Origin of the sequence: Microbacterium sp. NPDC077644, from assembly GCF_040702785.1 — a bacterium.
Lineage (GTDB): Bacteria > Actinomycetota > Actinomycetes > Actinomycetales > Microbacteriaceae > Microbacterium.
Window position 1 is genome coordinate 149,113 of record NZ_JBFBME010000001.1, and the last position, 15,858, is coordinate 164,970.

General features: G+C 64.8%; 17 protein-coding genes and 1 pseudogene. 4 read left to right on the plus strand and 14 right to left on the minus strand.

The window, feature by feature from the left end; translation table 11 throughout:
* Positions 1-376 precede the first annotated feature (376 nt).
* From AB0269_RS00795 to lspA, 5 genes are all read right to left on the minus strand, one after another.
* On the minus strand, positions 377-952 hold the full coding sequence (locus AB0269_RS00795) for a M23 family metallopeptidase (protein ID WP_175988809.1): 576 nt from the start codon (positions 950-952) through the stop codon (positions 377-379).
* Between the two features lie 433 nt (positions 953-1,385).
* On the minus strand, positions 1,386-3,008 hold the full coding sequence (gene lnt, locus AB0269_RS00800; RefSeq protein WP_175988807.1) for an apolipoprotein N-acyltransferase: 1,623 nt from the start codon (positions 3,006-3,008) through the stop codon (positions 1,386-1,388).
* Positions 3,009-3,947, minus strand: a complete 939-nt coding sequence (locus AB0269_RS00805; RefSeq protein ID WP_175988805.1) for a cytochrome c oxidase assembly protein — start codon at positions 3,945-3,947, stop codon at positions 3,009-3,011.
* A 206-nt stretch (positions 3,948-4,153) separates the two neighbouring features.
* The gene (locus AB0269_RS00810) at positions 4,154-4,489 is read right to left on the minus strand and encodes a DUF6804 family protein (protein ID WP_175988803.1); all 336 of its coding nucleotides are present in this window, start codon (positions 4,487-4,489) and stop codon (positions 4,154-4,156) included.
* Positions 4,486-5,166, minus strand: coding sequence for a signal peptidase II (gene lspA / locus AB0269_RS00815; protein WP_250646272.1), 681 nt, complete (start codon positions 5,164-5,166; stop codon positions 4,486-4,488). Before lspA ends, AB0269_RS00810 begins: the two co-directional genes overlap by 4 nt.
* 98 nt (positions 5,167-5,264) lie before the next feature.
* On the opposite strand from lspA, the gene AB0269_RS00820 reads away from it, so the two are divergent.
* Positions 5,265-5,570: a hypothetical protein gene (locus AB0269_RS00820; RefSeq protein WP_366210520.1), complete on the plus strand. Its 306-nt coding sequence runs from the start codon at positions 5,265-5,267 to the stop codon at positions 5,568-5,570.
* Positions 5,571-5,591: 21 nt separating this feature from the next.
* On the opposite strand, the pseudogene AB0269_RS00825 reads toward AB0269_RS00820, so the two are convergent.
* From AB0269_RS00825 to AB0269_RS00865, 9 genes and pseudogenes are all read right to left on the minus strand, one after another.
* Positions 5,592-5,663: pseudogene (locus tag AB0269_RS00825) on the minus strand (zf-TFIIB domain-containing protein); the annotation flags it as partial.
* A gap of 45 nt (positions 5,664-5,708) precedes the next feature.
* Positions 5,709-6,617: a cation diffusion facilitator family transporter gene (locus AB0269_RS00830; RefSeq protein ID WP_175988797.1), complete on the minus strand. Its 909-nt coding sequence runs from the start codon at positions 6,615-6,617 to the stop codon at positions 5,709-5,711.
* Between the two features lie 16 nt (positions 6,618-6,633).
* On the minus strand, positions 6,634-7,647 hold the full coding sequence (locus AB0269_RS00835) for an NAD(P)/FAD-dependent oxidoreductase (protein WP_366209292.1): 1,014 nt from the start codon (positions 7,645-7,647) through the stop codon (positions 6,634-6,636).
* Positions 7,644-8,309: a thioredoxin domain-containing protein gene (locus AB0269_RS00840; protein WP_227531181.1), complete on the minus strand. Its 666-nt coding sequence runs from the start codon at positions 8,307-8,309 to the stop codon at positions 7,644-7,646. The genes AB0269_RS00835 and AB0269_RS00840 overlap by 4 nt, the downstream gene beginning before the upstream one ends.
* 86 nt (positions 8,310-8,395) lie before the next feature.
* Positions 8,396-8,833, minus strand: coding sequence for a hypothetical protein (locus tag AB0269_RS00845; RefSeq protein ID WP_175988795.1), 438 nt, complete (start codon positions 8,831-8,833; stop codon positions 8,396-8,398).
* 155 nt (positions 8,834-8,988) lie between these two features.
* Positions 8,989-9,651 (minus strand): copper resistance CopC family protein, encoded by a 663-nt coding sequence (locus AB0269_RS00850; RefSeq protein ID WP_175988793.1) that lies wholly within the window; start codon positions 9,649-9,651, stop codon positions 8,989-8,991.
* 165 nt (positions 9,652-9,816) lie between these two features.
* Positions 9,817-11,661, minus strand: a complete 1,845-nt coding sequence (locus AB0269_RS00855) for a cytochrome c oxidase assembly protein (RefSeq protein ID WP_366209293.1) — start codon at positions 11,659-11,661, stop codon at positions 9,817-9,819.
* Complete coding sequence (locus AB0269_RS00860) at positions 11,658-12,227, minus strand: DUF3515 family protein (protein WP_175988789.1); 570 nt, start codon at positions 12,225-12,227, stop codon at positions 11,658-11,660. The genes AB0269_RS00855 and AB0269_RS00860 overlap by 4 nt, the downstream gene beginning before the upstream one ends.
* Positions 12,228-12,310: 83 nt before the next feature.
* Positions 12,311-12,679, minus strand: a complete 369-nt coding sequence (locus tag AB0269_RS00865; RefSeq protein ID WP_366209294.1) for a hypothetical protein — start codon at positions 12,677-12,679, stop codon at positions 12,311-12,313.
* Positions 12,680-13,422: 743 nt separating this feature from the next.
* On the opposite strand from AB0269_RS00865, the gene AB0269_RS00870 reads away from it, so the two are divergent.
* The 3 genes from AB0269_RS00870 to AB0269_RS00880 are packed head-to-tail and all read left to right on the plus strand — an operon-like array spanning position 13,423 to position 15,852.
* The gene (locus AB0269_RS00870) at positions 13,423-14,580 is read left to right on the plus strand and encodes a serine/threonine-protein kinase (protein WP_366209295.1); all 1,158 of its coding nucleotides are present in this window, start codon (positions 13,423-13,425) and stop codon (positions 14,578-14,580) included.
* Positions 14,577-15,050, plus strand: a complete 474-nt coding sequence (locus AB0269_RS00875) for a hypothetical protein (RefSeq protein ID WP_366209296.1) — start codon at positions 14,577-14,579, stop codon at positions 15,048-15,050. The genes AB0269_RS00870 and AB0269_RS00875 overlap by 4 nt, the downstream gene beginning before the upstream one ends.
* Positions 15,043-15,852 carry a DUF1206 domain-containing protein gene (locus AB0269_RS00880; protein ID WP_366209297.1) on the plus strand — a complete coding sequence of 270 codons (810 nt, stop codon included), beginning with the start codon at positions 15,043-15,045 and terminating at the stop codon, positions 15,850-15,852. Before AB0269_RS00875 ends, AB0269_RS00880 begins: the two co-directional genes overlap by 8 nt.
* Positions 15,853-15,858: the final 6 nt, after the last annotated feature.

The window sequence follows — 15,858 nt, forward strand, 5'->3', positions numbered from 1 at the left end:
CACCATAAGATCGGTGTTCGCGGGAGCGTCTGCCGTGGTGGTCTCTTCTTCTGTTGCGGCGTCCGTCAACGAGCCGTGAAGTGCAATGTTCGAGCCGGTGTTGTAGGCGTCCGTGGCTCTTTCAGCGCTCGCGCATGCGAGACCGAGGGCGAAGAGTAAAGCCGTGCACACTGTGAGAATGAGACCCGTTATCAGGGCACGCGCGGGTGACCGCCCGAGAGCGGGGAAGCGTGCCGGTGATGCCATCACTGCGAGCATATCCCGGCGATCGCGTCGCGCTCGAACTCGCGAGTGACAATTGATTGACCCCAGAGAGAGGCGAGGGTCCGCAGTACCCGCGGCGCGGGGGCATCCATCCATCGATCACGCACCCCGACTACCTACCGGTCTTCTCCTGCAGCCATGCCACAGGGTCGACCTTCTCGTTCTCAGCCGTGATCTCCAGGTGTAGGTGTGCCCCGAAGCTCCTGCCTGTATTGCCGACGAGACCGACCTTCTGTCCTGCGCTGACCTGCTGTCCCTCGGACACCATCAACGAACCGTACTGCATGTGGGCGTAGCGGCTGAAGACGGTACGACCATCGACAACGTGTTCGATGTACACGGTCACGCCGAAGGCGCCGCCTTGTTCCGTGGCGATGGGTACCACTCCATCGGCGATCGTCTGGATCTCCGCTCCCTCCCCGGGAGCAAAATCGGCGCCCTCATGCTGCCGACCCCCACGGGGACCGTAATTGGACGAGGTGGGAACGCCGACCGGGAACGGCCACTGCACTGCGGCGCTCGGGTCGGCGAGGATGGCGCCGGTGAAGTGTCTGGTTCCCGCCACGGCGGCGAGATCCGGGACCGAAGCGACGCTGAAGCCGCCTTGTCTGTCCAACTGTTCGGTGCGTATCTCGCCCGGAGTGACGAAGGCTCGGATCTGATCATCCGAAACCTGCGTCGTCTCCACGGGGTGCGGTACCGGCTTGCGGTATCCAAGCTTGGGCCACCTGCGACGGTGGCGGGGATGGTCATCCCGACCGCGAACGATCCTGCCACCGCCAGAACGCCGATGGCCAACAGCTTCCTGCCGACGCGATTACCGGCAAGGGTAGACATTGTCAACTGCCTCGACCGCACAGGGGTGCGTGGGGAGACGGAGGGCGCCAGCGGGGTCTCGGGGCCGGTCTCCCGGTTAGGGGAGGTCCTGGTCCGCGCCTCGTCCGACTGGAGGGGCGATTGCTCGCTCACACTCGGGACGGATACCGCACGCTGCCGCCGGAGGGCGGCACGGGTGAGTGGATGTTCCTCGTCCGCCGGCTCAGCGGCGTGCGTATCCGGTCTGCCGGTGCGATCACGACGCAGACGCTTCTCGGGACTCGAGAGGTGGGGTCGGGGCGAAGTCAAGGTGCGGGTCTCCTCTCCAGCGGGTGGGGTCGACGATCGGGTTGACGTCGACGAAAATCGATGAATCCTGCGATGGCGACGAGCGCGAGCGCCGCCGCGGGCACGAGCAAGGACAGCCAAGGGCCGAGGGTTACGCCGGCCGTCAGCCCCGTGCGCAGCGGAACCGTGGTGATGTTGGCAGCCGCGACGTCGACGCCGATCGTGTCGACGGTTTTCCCTGCAGGATCGATGACTTGGCTGGTTCCGACCGTGGAGACATTGATCACCGACCTGCCTGTCTCGATCGCCCGCATTCGCGCGAAGGCGAGCTGCTGCAGGTTCTCGTCGGAGCCGCGGAAGTCGGCGTTGTTCGTCTGGAACACGTAAAGCCCCGCGCCGCCCTCGACGCCGGCGCGGATCACGTCGTCGAAGATCACGTCGAAGCAGATCGCCAGGCCCACACGTGTTGTGCCCACGGTCACGACGGGTGGGTTCGTCCCGGGGGTGTATTCGCGTTGGATGAGACCGACCAGATCTGGCGCGATCTTCTCATACAGCCATCGGTCGGGCACGTACTCGCCGAAGGGCACCGGGTTCACCTTGTCGTGAAGCTGAGGTTTGTCTGCTCCGGGCGTCCACAGGATCGAGGTGTTGAAGGTCTTCTCTCCGCGGGCGGTTGCAGCGTTGACCAGGAGCGGTGCTCCGGCAGCAGTGGCGATCTGGTCCAACTTCGTGGCGGTGTCGCGGTCGCGGAGCGGATCGGAGTCGATGGCTCCCTCCGGCCACACGATGAGATCCATCGGCTCCCCATACAGTGGCTCGGTGGCCGAGGAATATGTCCGGAGGATGTCTCCGGGTGCCTTTTCGTCGAAGTATCCGGACGGGCCGTTGCCTTGCACCCACCCGACGGTGAAGGTCCCGGCGCTGGTGGTCGGGAACTGCGGTGTCACGGCGAGGACGCCGATGATGACGACCGGGAAGATGGATCCTTGTGGGAATGTCAGGCCGCCGGCGCGAATCCACTGCACCAACGCGGCAGAAACCACAGCAACGAGGAACGACAGCCCGGTGACGCCGATCCAGGAAGCCGCTTCCGGAAACGGGCCGTTCACCTGTGTCATCCCCAGGCGCGCCCACGGGAACCCGCTGTACGGCCAGGAGCCGACGGCGACTTCGCGGGCGGTCCACAGCCCACCGATCATCACCGAAACGACGACGATCTGGATCGCGCCACGACGCGGGAAACGGCGCGTCCACCGGTAGGCGAGAGCAAGGGGGATGGCCCCGAGGCCCAGTAAGAGCGTCTCCAGGCCGGAGAGAGCAAGGCGGGGCACGGGGCCTAAGAATTGGCCCACCCAGGCGAGGTGGAGGGTGTAGAAGCCGGCGCCGAACAGGAGCCCGACCGCGACGGCACCGCCGATGCTTCGTCCGATAAGGGTCGCGAGGGAGAGCGAGACACTGATGAACGCGAGCGGCCACCATCCGACGTCGGGAGTGGACAGGTCGAGGAGCACGCCGGCGACGAGGGCGAGGGGCAGTGCGATGCGCAGGCGCAGCATCGGCGCGTCGGAGAGCCTCACGGCGTGGGCTTTGAGACCGGTTGCCGGTGGCTGGGAGCGGGGGAGCTCGGTGGTCGTCATTCAGGCGTCCTTCTTATGCAGCGTCTCAAGGTAGGCGTTGTACGCATCTAACTCGGTCGTGCCGTGCACGTCTGCGTACCGGTCTTCCGCTGCAGCACGGGCTGTGTCCTCGCGGAACCATCGATGCATCACGTACACGAGCATCAGCAAGGTGGGTGCCTCCCCGTATGACCATGCCAGTCCTCCGGCGAGGCGCTGGTCCTCGAGCGGGTCGAGACCGAGAGCCTCTGTGGGTGAGACGAACTGGGTGACGAGCATGGTGGTCGCCATCATCAGGAAGACGCCGAAGAACGCGTGCAGAGCAGCTTCGGCGAAGACATCGATCGCACGCCCGCCGTGGCTGAGCCGCATTGGTAGCGGGTCTGAGCTGAGCACGGGGATGGTGAACAGGACCCCGGCGACGAGGAATGCGACCTCGAGTGCCATATGGCCCCCGATGGTGGCGAGGATGCGGTCAGCGAGGCCTGCCAGATACAGGCCGTAGAACGCCGCCAGATAGATCGGCAGGGCCAACCAGGGGCTGAGTACCCACCGGGCTGCACGGCTACGCAACCCGGCGTGTGCTGCTCGAAGAACAACCCGTCCCACCCCGCGGTGAGGGGTGGCGCGCAGAAGGAGGGTCCCGGGGGAGCCGAGCACCAGCAGAGGAGGGATCGCCATCATCAGCGTCAACTGCTGGAACATGAACACCGACAGCAGCGCATGTCCGTAGGCCTCGACGCCAAGGCCGGTGGTACCGGCAAGTAGCACGCATCCCAGGAGGAAGCTGGCCGTGCGCCACACGGGCCACCGTCGCCCGTGGCGCCATAGACGGATCGCACCCGCCAGGTACACCACGGCCAGGACCGTCGCCAGCATCGGCAACACAGGAAGGGGGCCAGGAAGCACAGCGAAGTAGTCGGCGAGCGTCGGAGGAGATTCCGGGATCCAGGGGCTCATCGAACAGACCTCACAGCCTGGATATCGACGAGCTCCGCAGGCATCGTCGATGGACACCACCGGGCACAGCGGACGTCGCCACGGCAGCGGGCAGCTCCGGTGACGTGCACGGGTGGGCGAGCCGGGATCATCGCGGTGTTATTGCCTCCTTCTTGGCGCACCTTGCACGGGGCGCAGCACGACGCAGCAGACGATGTTGTCGACTGTCACGGCCTCGGGACCTTGACCAAACTCCCCGCAACGAGGAAGAGCACCGCAGCGGCGGGCTGCACCCCGATCCAGACGGGCCCCGTGAACGGGAACGGAAGCACAGGGTTCCAGATCACCGCTACGGCGACGAACACGGGGATCCACCACCATTGCCGTGCCTGGAACGCGAACCAACTGACTATGATCGCGAGGATCGAGGTCACGAACAGCACGACCGTCGACCAACTAGTGGTCAGCAGGACTGGTGCGAGGAAGAGCACTGCGGCAGCGATCAGGCTCGGAGCGAGCGCATTACGCTGATAGACGGATGGGGCGCGTTTCTTCTGCGTCATGATCCGTACACCTGGGCATCCTCGGCCGGTACGGACGTGGCGCCGGGCTCTTGTGATGCGGCCCGCCGGCGAATCCAGAGCCCGAGACCGAGGATGACGGCCCCAATTCCGAGGGCTATGTCGGCGAGATTGCCGATGAACCAGTTCCCGTAGGCCAGGAAGTCAGTCACATGTCCGCGTCCGAATCCGGGCGGGGAGAACAAGCGATCCAGGACGTTGCCGATGGCGCCGCCGAGGATGAATCCGATTCCGGTAGCCCACCAGATGCTTCGCGAGCGCTTCGCTGCGACGAACAGCGTGACCGTGATTCCCACGCCGAGGACGGTCAACACCCATGTCACCTCGGATCCGAACGACAGGAGCGCACCTGGATTGAACGCGAGTTGCAAGCCGAGCAGGTCGCCCAGCAGTGGGATGCGCTCCGACTCGCTCAGCTCGGCAAGCGCGGCGGCCTTGCTCGCCTGATCAATGAGCACGACCAGCCCAGCGACGATGAACGCGACGGCGTATGGTGGCGTCTTCTTCTTATCCATCGGTTGAGCGCCCCTCTTTCGATGCGGCCTCGGCTCGATCTCGACGGCGCCGTTCGCGGGCAACCAACAGGGCACCGACCGCTCCCGCGGCGAGAATAAATCCAAGACCCGCCACAAAGACAACGCCAAGGAATCCGAGATCACCGCGCTCCGATCCCTGTTCATCAACCAGTTCCTGGTGCGGCTTGTCCGTGGATTCGGTCGGGGTCGGGGTCGGCGATAGCGTTTCTGTGGGAGCTGGCGTGGAACTGGCAGACCAGTTGGACGACGACGCCGCCGCGGCTTCAGCTCCGATGAACAGCAACCCGGCGCTGAGTGCCGCAACTACGACGGCCAGACGAAACGTCGACTTCCGTCTGGACGCGGTCGAGTGGGGCGTACGTGATTCGTGGGATTCAAAAGTCGAAGAGGTCACCAAGGAACCCTTCACGGCCACGACCACGCTTATGGCCACCATGGTTGTCGCGGCGGCGGTCTCGACAACTCGCATCAGGCGTCAGCGAACCCGCGCTGCGGTCGATGATCTTGTCGAGTTCGCCGCGGTCTAGCCACACGCCACGGCATTGTGGACAGTAGTCGATCTCAACGTCGGATCGGTCGGCGACCACCAGATCAGCGCCGTCAACAGGGCATTTCATCATGATTCTCCTTGGGTAGGTCTTCGGACATTGGGTGCTTCGAACTCGTCACGCGTGAGTCGCGTGCTCGTCGGGGTGAGATCTTGGCTCGATCTGGAAGGTGGAATGCTCGACGCTGACCGCGAAGTGCTCCGCAACACACTCCTGAAGCGAACGGAGAAGCGCAGACGACGCCTCCTGCGAGAGTTCATCGTCGACCACGACGTGTGCACTCAGGGTGGGCAGGTCGGTGGACACCTGTGAGGCGTGCAGATCGTGCACGTCGACGACGTGAGGCAACTCGCGCAGATGCCGGCGGACGTCCTCGAGGTCCAGCCCAGGTGGCGTGGACTCGAGAAGAACGCTCCCGGATGCACGCAGCAGAATAAGGGTGCGCGGAATGATCAGCAGTGCGATCACGATGCCCGCAACCGCATCCGCTCGGTACCAGCCGAGCGTCGCTATCAGGATCGCGCTGACGATCACTCCGACGGATCCGAGTGCATCATTTAAGACCTCGAGGAACGCCGCACGCATGTTGAGATTCGCCTTGCGTCCACTCATGAGGACAAACAGGGAAGCGATGTTGGCGAGTAAGCCGACGATCCCGAAGAACAGCAAGCTGCCGGATGCGATCTCCGGGGGCTCGAACAGGCGCCGCACTCCTTCGACCAGTGCGAAGATCCCGACGCCGAGAAGGAGCGCCGCCTGAGCAAGTGCACCGAGGACCTCCGCTCGGCGCAGGCCCCAGGTATGCCGGGCGGACGGTTCCCGATTCATCAGGTGTGCCGCGGTGACGGCAAGGGCAAGGCCGATCACGTCGGTCAGCATATGGGCAGCATCAACAAGCAGCGCAAGGCTGCCGGTGATGACTGCTCCAACGACTTCGATGATAAAGACCATCGACGTGATGGCGAACGCGATCAGCAGACGCCGCCGAGGTGTCCCGACCGACGCGTGATCATGTTGGACGCCCATATGCTTCTCCTCTTGCCTAGGGGCGATTCATAATGCGCCGTGCGATCGAGACTGCGTCCCGCTGCGCACCGGCAAAGCTGTCTGACCCCGGTCTGCTGTAACCGGGGATGCCCGCCACGAACAAGCCCGGCATGGAAGTCGTTCCGAATCGCCCGCGGCTGGCTCCTGAGCCACGGACTACTGGAGGAAGCCAATCATCACCGGGTAGATACCCGGTGGCGAAGACCACGGACTGCGGCTTCGCTCGCATGCCGTCCTCGAAGATGACGTATCCCCCGTCAGCGCCATGAGCGGGCGGCGCTATCGACACTCCGTGTTGTTGCAACTCTGCGTGCACAGCTCCGTCCAGTGGCGTGGAGCGCCGGTGCGCAAGCCACGACCAACGTCTCGTGTCCTGTTCGCGATTTGGGCGGCCCCGGGATCGGGTCGACAGCGTGACGCTGTGTGAGTGGGCGAGTTCCCGTGCGATCTGCACTCCGCTGTCCCCACCGCCGATGATCAGCACGTCGCCGTGGGGAATCTGTCGAGGAAACCGATAGTCGGCACTGTGTATTGCCGCGCCTGGAACAGCGAGGTCCGCAGCCCAGGCCGGGATCCAAGGTCGGGATGAAGAACCCGTCGCGCACACCACGTTGCGGGTTTGAACCTGCCCCTCGCTAGTCGAAAGCAGGAGAGTCGAGCCGCTGCCACGAGGATCTACGCTAGCGGCGCGGATACCCCACATCACGGCCACGCCGAGCGAAGCTTCGACCGCGGCGAGGTACTCCTCCATTTCGTCCGCACGTGGACGTCGGGATGGGTCGCCGGGAAGCGGTCGGCCGGCGATCGCGCTGTGGTGCGCATCGCTGAGGAGCACCATGGAATGCCAGCGTGCGGCCCACGAGCGTTGGCCGTTCGTGTTCGCGTCGATGACGGTGAAATCCTTCTGCGGGATCAGACCACTGCTTCTGAGCGCGCCCGCGACTGCCAGCCCGGTATGTCCGGCGCCGACAATGATCACACGACGGTGTGACAGTCCCAGAATCGTCACTGCGTCTCCAACGCGGCCTTGATGGCGTTCTCCAGGTCGTCGAACTGCTGCAACTGGAGCTTCTCTCCATCGACGTAGAACGTCGGGGTGCTGTCGACTCCGAGGGCCTGGCCGTCGTTGAAGTCCACATCGATGCGTGCGGTCGTAGCCGGGTCAGCGACGGCCTTGTCGTATGCGGGCATGTCTAGGCCCAATTGTTCAGCGAACCCGCGGAAAACATCTGCACGTGATTCCTGGGCTTCGCCCCATTCCGCTTGGGTTTCGAACAATTCGCGGTACATGTCATCGAGTCGTCCCTGTTGCGCGGCGGCTTCGGCGGCGAGGGCAGCGTTCCTCGAGTTCAGGTGACCCGGGAGGGGAAAGTAACGGACGACGTAGGTGATCTTCCCGTCGTACTTTGCCCTCAGATCCTCCACGATCGGGTAGAAGGCGCCGCAGGCTTCACACTCGAAGTCCAGGAACTCGACCACGGTGATGGCACCTTCACCGCCGTCGTCGAGCACATGCGAGTTCTCGCGCTGGACGGGCGCGGAGGGGGCGGAACCGTCGGAGGTGGGCGGCTCCTTTCCGTTCTGATTGACGATGACGACGACGAACACGATGAGCATCAGCACTACGACGACTGCAGCAGTGACGATGCCGGCTTTCACACCAGGTTTCAACGGGTACTCCAATGACACGACGAGGACGAACGACAAGATGAGCGTGAGCTCGTGGAATCGCCGCCGTGAAGGCGGCGCATCGGACGTCAGGTTCGCGAGAGGCCGAGCTGGGTGAGGGACAATGCAGTAGTGCGCAGGGGCGAGGTGAACACCGATGCGCGGGCTAAGGGGCGCGGTCCGGCGCGGAGAGGGGAAGCCAGTTGAGGAGACCAGAACAGCCTCAGGACCAGGATGATTGCCGTAAGTCCGCAGAGGATGCCCAGGGCGCACAGAGCGACTCCTAGAGATGCGTTCACGTCTCCCGGGACAGTGACGATCTGCTGTGTACTGGGATCGACGCCGGCACCGTCGAACTCTGTCATGGCGAAGGGAACCTTCTCGCCGTTCTGGGTGTCCGTATGCCCCGTCGTGGCGGCGACACTGAAGAGCAGGAGCAGCGATAGCCCGATACTGGTAATGAGCCGCATTATCAATAACTGCTTGTGCGTTCGCGTGGGATCGGGGATCCGCAACGAACGGTGCATCCTCCGCATTGTACTCGTCCCGTGTTTGCGCTTTCTTTGAGCGGGCAGGGAACTGTCGGCCCAATGAGGCACGGGCAGGGATCACGATTGACGATGCTAGGCGTCGAGTGATGAGCAGAGACGTCTGAGAGCCCTTTGACCGCCGCCAGCCATGCCTATTCGGTGCGGCGGCGACGTGCTCGGATGAGCCAGAACGCCGCCGCAATCACGGCGGCGAGAACGAACACTCCTCCAAGCATGAAGAGAACGACAACGCCCTCGGAGGATCCGTCGGATGCGCTGTCCGTCTTCGCGGGAGTGGGGGTGGTTGCTTCGTCCTGCGCGCTCTGAGTGGGCGTGGGGGACGCCGCCACGACTGCTCCGGGTTGGGCGCGGATCCGCTCGTTCTCGCAGGCCGGCAGATCCCATCCGAGTGCAGACTCGGTGCCTTCTTCTGGTGCGTACTGGAACTCGAAGGACTCCGAGATCGGGTGGCCATCGCTGGAGACCGCGTTCCAGAGGATCGTGTAGGTCCCCGCCTCGCCGAGCGCGACCGGGGTGGTCAGTACATTCAGGTCGATGGTCGAGCACGACGTCTCGTAGTACAGGCCGTCGGGCCCCTGGACCTGAGCGAAGCTCGCCTGCCCGAAGTCGATCAGCTCGCCGCTGAAGGTAAGCGAGACCGCTTCCAGGGTTGTGACCGTATCGCCGGCGGACGGTGCGGAGTCGAGAAGGTTGTCATGGGCGGCGGCCGGGGCGGCGAACAGCAAGGTCGTGATGGCAGAGGTGATGACGGCAATCGCGGTCAGGCGTATCGAGCGTGTGAGTTTCGTGGGCATGGCTTAATCCTTAGGGATGTCGTGAGACACGGCGAGGTCTGGAGGAAGGGGAATGTGGGCGAAAGTGACGGGATGAGCGCGCGGGAGGTGCTCGTCGAGGCCTGGCAGCGGGATGGTGGACGATCGTGGCGCCCAGCAGACCAGCCCGGTCGGGATCCGAGATGCTCATGGCTTCCGCGTTCGTTGACGGTGCCCGAAAAGAGCTGCCAGCACAAGACCGACAGCACCTGTCGCGAGCACGAATCCGGCTGTGCGCTGGTCGGCAAGAGGATCAGGACCCCAGGTGCGTCCCATCGCCCCGAACCAGTTAGCTGCGATAAGGCCGTTCTGGATGACGACCCACGCACCCAGAACAGCGGGTGTCAAGATGGCTGACGCGATGATGATCACGCGCAGAACTCGAGACCGCACCTGTCGGGCGGAGATCAGCGAGTGCACCAGGACACTGCCTGCGACGAGCAGCGCCACGACACGGAGTTCGTGGGCGAGGGGGTCGACCAGTGTCCATCGAAGAGTCCCGGTTGCGCTCGTCGCCCACAGCACCACCGCGAACAGGCAGGTTGCGACGATGGGATGCATGAGGAGTCTCACTGGCCGTGCCCGGGCGATTACCTGCATCCACTCGCGCACGCCTCGGCTCTGATCGGTGCGGCTGGTGATTGCTGGCATCGCGAGCGTGAACGGGGCGCCGAGCACGAGAAGCAGCGGGACGACAGCGGCCAGCAGTACTCGGCTGAGCGCATCCACGCTGTGCAGATAATCCGCATACACCGAGATCGGACCGGAGCTCACCCAGACCAGCAGAAGCATCCCGGCGACCCAGGAGAGCGTACGTGACGCGGGCCATAGCTCGCCGCGTCGCCGGAGACGGCGGACACCGACAAGATAGAAGAAGATCCCGAAGCCGGCAATCAGAATCCAAAGAAGATCGATGTCCCAGCTGACGAACCATCGCTCGGCCGTGAGTTCTGCCGGGAGCGGGGCTTCGGTGAGGATCTCGGCAGGCGTCGTCAGTGGGGGCGCGCTGGTATCGGCGGGCGCGGGGGTACGCGCCAATGCTGTGGCCGCACCGCTGGCCAACCCCATGACCGCGAACTCGACGGCGATGAACGCCCAGAAGGCGCCCCGCTCACCTACGCCGCGACGGATGAACCTCCGTCGGTGCGCGGTCCCCAGCGCCCCGAGCGCGGCCAGAGCTAGGACTTTGAGAGCGAGTACCGCCCCATAAGCGCTGATCAGGTCGCCCCAGTCCGTGATCGACGTGAGCGCTCTCGCGATGCCGGACACGAATACGACGATGAACGCGACCAGCGCGAGAGTCGAATATCTTTCGACGATGACGCGCATCCTCGTCTCCTGCATGCAGGAACGCAGGAACACCAAAGTCACGAGTCCACCGAGCCACACCGCGGCACCGATGATGTGCAGGACCAGGGCCATGACGGCAGCGTCGTGGTTTGCGAGACTGCCCGAATGACCCTGCGTCGCCATCGGGACCAAGCTCATCAAGGAAAACACTCCGATGAGCGCCGCTGCACCCCAGCGGCGGAACGCGTAAGCGAGCACCGTGATCGTGGCCGCGGCGACCGTCGTGATCAACCACACGCGTCCGAGCTCGGTCTCCAACAGGAATCGTCCCAGCTGCTGGCCGAACTCCGCTCCCAACGACACCTGCGGATTGAACGAGGACAGAAAGGTAAGGAACCCGGTGGCGCCGCTGCTGACCGTGAGGACAGCCGCTCCGGCCGACGCCAGATCCAGTGCCGTGTCGTACTCCTTCTTACCGGCGCGAAGCGCAAACAACGTGAGCACGGCAGAACCCGACATGACTGCGGCGGACAAGTTCACGAAGAGCTTGGCAGTCGGCAGCCCCCAACGAACCAGAGCCCCTGGATCGCTGGTTACCCGAGGCGCCGCACCGCCACCGATGATCAAACAGACAACCAGAGTGAAAGCTCCCGCGGCGATCAGGATCGCGGGCCCTGCCATTCGCAAGCTCGCCGGCTTCACGAACGGCTCTCGGTTTCATCGGGTAGAGCCTGCGGGGCCGACATCGTGTCCGTATCAATATCAGGAGCGGTGCACGCTCCCGTCTTGGGCAGCTTCTGCATTGCTGGTGCAAGGGCCTCCAGTGCCTTGTCCGCCGAGAGTCGGGTGGTGTCGACATAAACCTGAGCCGCCGGTTCTCGCCCATAGGTCGTCATGCGCAGATTCGGGGAGTCGGAGTCATCGATGATCCAGTCCACCGCCCCGATGGTGACGCACTGCAACGTGGTGGGAGCGGGCGATTCGAGCCCGCATCTGACGACCACGGCCGTGGGGTCGCCCCACGCAGCCGTCGCCTGCGCGTCCGTCGTTCGGGTGGGAAGCTCGCCGATAACATCCGGTAGACGGACCGTAAGATCCGCACACTCCGGGGCGTTCGCATGGTCAGCAGGCTTCAGCTCGACGGTTGGCGCGCACCCTCCGACGAGAAGGAGAACAACCAAGGTGCTTGCGAACACGGCAATGCCTCGCGGTGAACGCGGGTGTGGGGTGGCCTTAATCGGGGTGGGCTGGGCATCAGGACGTGGCATCGAGGTTCTCCAAGTGTGGCATCGGCACGGCAACGGATCTCTCGGGGAATGCCTGCGAGAGGTTCGTAAGACGGCTCAGAGAATCAGGTCCGGGACAGCGCCAGTTGCGTCAATGACGGTCGAAGACCCCGAAAACGTGTCGAGCGTGAAAACTGAGTCATGTCGCGCATCAGCTCGCGGCCGCGCCCACGCGTGCATCCGATGAGCGTCGGGCCTGTGAGGATCCGCCAGAGCATCACGAAGCTGAACAGCGCTCCTGCAAGGCACAGTGCAGCGCCACCGACCGCTTCAGGAGCCGCGTCATTGCTAGCCAGAAGTCCCCGATCAGCACTAACGATGCTCGACTGCGCTGCAGTTGATGGCAGCTCATCGCTGCTGCGCTCCATGTGGACCGTGGAGGCCACACCGAAAGCAAGCAAGACGATCACCGCGAGACTGAGAATGATGTTCATTATCAGTCCCTGATGATCTTTCACCTTTGCTTGACGCACGGTGAGACTAGTAACCATCTTGACTAGCCTATCGGCGCCGACATCACCTCATCGGCAAAGCGAGGCAAGGTTGGGTGCTAGATCGACGCTTCACCTTCGCCGAGAGCTTCGCGACATCCGTTGATGAGGTCGCAGCGTCGACACCGCCATCAAAGACCAGATCGCTAGGAGCCTGCGTGCGGGGGTGACCTGGCAGGATCGTGATGCTCACCGGACTGGGTCGAAGCGCGAAATGACGCCTCCGCCCGGCCCTCCTACGTCGAGCAGAAGGCCGCATCGCCGCCATGCCTCCACTTCTGGACGATGCTCGCTGGGCGATCGAACGGGCCGCGTGGTCCTCAACCACGACTACCGGATCTGAGCCTGGACAGTTCTCAGAAAGTCGTCCGTTTTGTGTCCGCAAATCCACTTTGTGACCGTGTACATACCCGTAGGAACTCGTAGGAACAGCGAGTTGGTGCCATAGAATCAGGGTTATCAGGTGGAAAGAGGACCTCGCGCCATTAGCGTGAGGTCGCGGGTTCAAGCCCCGCTCCTGCTACAGACGAAAACCCCCGGGATTCCGGGGGTTTTGTCGTATTCGGAACCGTCCCGCAATGGTGGTGGGGGACCGGGCCGCCGCCTGAATTCTCCCGGCGCGCTGCCGATCGCCCGTATCCTGGATCGGGTGACCACGTCGGCGATCGTCGGGAGGAGCGCAGTCGATGACCGAGTCCACAGCGCGCCATGACGGCGAACTGATCGGAACGCTCCTCGATGAGCGCTACGCGATCGAGGAGCGCCTCGGTGAGGGCGGCATGGGCGTGGTCTATCGCGCCCGTGACCGGCAGCTGGGGCGTGTCGTCGCCGTGAAGGTCTTTCGCAGCGGCGCGACCGAGACGGAGCGCACAGCATCCGAGACGCGGCTGCTCGCAGGACTCAACCACCCTGCTCTCGTCACCCTCCATGACGCGCACATCGGGGCACGAGAGCCGCGTTACATCGTGATGGAGCATGTCGACGGGCCCACCCTGCGCGCACGTCTGGACGTCGGTCCGCTCTCGCCGCGCGCGGCGATCCGGCTCGCCGACGACCTGGCCGACGCCCTGCACGCGGTTCACGCGGCAGGCATCGTGCATCGCGACGTCAAGCCCGCCAATGTACTGCTGCGACGTTCCGAGGTGCCCGGCGAAGAGTTCCGGGCGAAACTCGCGGACTTCGGCATCGCCCACCTGGTCGACACCACGCGTCTGACCACACCGGGAACCATCATCGGCTCTGCGGGATACCTCAGCCCGGAGCAGGTCACGGGGTCCGCTCCGGTTCCGGCGTCGGACGTCTACGCGCTCGGGCTCGTGCTGCTGGAGTCGCTGACCGGCGAGCGCGCCTTCGCTCAGGACGGAATCCGTGAAGCGGTTGTTGCGCGGCTGACAACGGATCCTGACATCCCCGCATCCGTCGGCGAGGGCTGGATGAGTCTGCTGCGGGCCATGACGGCGCGCGAGCCGGCCGACCGACCGACCGCTCTCGAGGTCGTGATCCGCGTGCGCGACATGGCGGCGACCGTACCGATGGACGGCGCGAACGACTCTGACGCGACGAACGTCGCCGATACGATCCCCGATCCCGACGCGACGAACGCGCGCACCGCGGTTCTGGAACCCGAGCTCGCGCGCACAGCGGTCCTGGAACCCGAGACGGGTCGTTCTCGTCGCTGGCGGATACCGATGCTCGTGGCCGTCGTCGCGGCCGTCGTCGCGATCGCGGGCGTGGCGCTGTGGAATTCCTGGCCCGGCGAACAGACTCCGCCACCGTCGCTTCCGACCCTCGAGGAACCGCTGGCCGCGCACCTCGAACAGCTCATGGACGCGGTGACGCCGTGATTCGCGCCGCACGCAGCCTTGCCGCCGCTGCCGCAGTCGCGCTGGTCGTCCTGATCGCCGGATGCTCCGGTGGTTCCGCCGCCCTCGACGCGCAGACCAGCCAGGATTGGCAGGCCAGGGTGGTCACGATTGCGGAGTCCGCCGAAACGGAGGACTTCACGGCAGGGCTGGCCGACCTCGCCGCACTCGAGACCCGGGTGGTAGCCGCGCGCGAAGCCGGCGAGATCACCGCAGAGCGGGCCGCCATCATCTTGCAGTCCATCGCTGTCGTCCGCGCCGACTTCGAGTCGGCCGACGCCGAGCAGACCGAACCCGAACCCGTGCAGACGGACCCGGGCACCGACGCGGGCGACGACGTCGGCAATACCGATGACAAGGGCAAGAGCGACGAGAAGAAGGACAAGACCAACGAGAAGAAGGACAAGAACAACGGGAAGAAGGGCAAGGGGGAGAAGGGCGACGATGGCTGACAAGAGCGCTGATCGGGCCGCGCGAGCGGCGCAGGACTCCACCGTGTTCGAGGTGCTCGCTCGCGTCGGCTACGCCGTCCTCGGCATCCTGCACCTGCTGATCGGGGCCATTGCGATCTCGATCGCGACCGGTGCCGGCGGCGGGGAGGCCGACCAGGGTGGCGCCCTGGCGCAGATTCAGAAGTCTCCGTTCGGTGTCGTTCTGCTGTGGGGCATCGTCATCGGGCTCGCAGCGCTCGCCGTCTGGCAGGTCGCGGAGACCCTCCTCGAACGCGACCCCGACAGCCGGAAGAGATGGGCGCATCGGGTGAAGTTCATCGGGACCGCGATCACCTACCTCGCCATCTCAGGCACCGCGCTGGTCTACGCCCTCGGCGGCCGGTCCGACTCCTCGGAGTCCTCGCAATCGCTCAGTGCGCGCCTGCTCGCGGTGCCGGCGGGCGTCGCACTGCTCGTCGCGATCGGACTCGTGGTGACAGGTATCGGCATCGCCTTCGTCGTGCGCGGAATCGCGCGCGCGTTCGAGGAGGACCTCGACCTTCCGGCCGGCGCGGGCCGCACGGGCATCCTGACGCTCGGCGTCGTCGGATACGTCGCCAAGGGGATCGCCGTCGGCGTGACCGGTATCCTCTTCGTCGTCGCGGCGCTCATGCACGACCCCGAAGCTGCCGGAGGCCTGGATGCCGCACTCCGAGCGCTCGCCGGACTCCCGTTCGGCGTCGTCATCCTCTGGGGCGTCGGGGCCGGCCTGATCCTGTACGGGCTGTTCTGCTTTGCCCGCGCCCGCTACGCGCGGATGTGACCCGGG

What these genes read in the sequence shown, in the direction of transcription:
- lnt (WP_175988807.1), bottom strand. Translation starts at nt 3,008, where the DNA reads ATGACGACCACCGAGCTCCCCCGCTCCCAGCCACCGGCAACCGGTCTC.
- AB0269_RS00805 (WP_175988805.1), bottom strand. Translation starts at nt 3,947, where the DNA reads ATGAGCCCCTGGATCCCGGAATCTCCTCCGACGCTCGCCGACTACTTC.
- AB0269_RS00810 (WP_175988803.1), bottom strand. Translation starts at nt 4,489, where the DNA reads ATGACGCAGAAGAAACGCGCCCCATCCGTCTATCAGCGTAATGCGCTC.
- AB0269_RS00830 (WP_175988797.1), bottom strand. Translation starts at nt 6,617, where the DNA reads ATGGGCGTCCAACATGATCACGCGTCGGTCGGGACACCTCGGCGGCGT.
- AB0269_RS00845 (WP_175988795.1), bottom strand. Translation starts at nt 8,833, where the DNA reads ATGCACCGTTCGTTGCGGATCCCCGATCCCACGCGAACGCACAAGCAG.
- AB0269_RS00850 (WP_175988793.1), bottom strand. Translation starts at nt 9,651, where the DNA reads ATGCCCACGAAACTCACACGCTCGATACGCCTGACCGCGATTGCCGTC.
- AB0269_RS00860 (WP_175988789.1), bottom strand. Translation starts at nt 12,227, where the DNA reads ATGCCACGTCCTGATGCCCAGCCCACCCCGATTAAGGCCACCCCACAC.
- AB0269_RS00865 (WP_366209294.1), bottom strand. Translation starts at nt 12,679, where the DNA reads ATGAACATCATTCTCAGTCTCGCGGTGATCGTCTTGCTTGCTTTCGGT.
- AB0269_RS00870 (WP_366209295.1), top strand. Translation starts at nt 13,423, where the DNA reads ATGACCGAGTCCACAGCGCGCCATGACGGCGAACTGATCGGAACGCTC.
- AB0269_RS00880 (WP_366209297.1), top strand. Translation starts at nt 15,043, where the DNA reads ATGGCTGACAAGAGCGCTGATCGGGCCGCGCGAGCGGCGCAGGACTCC.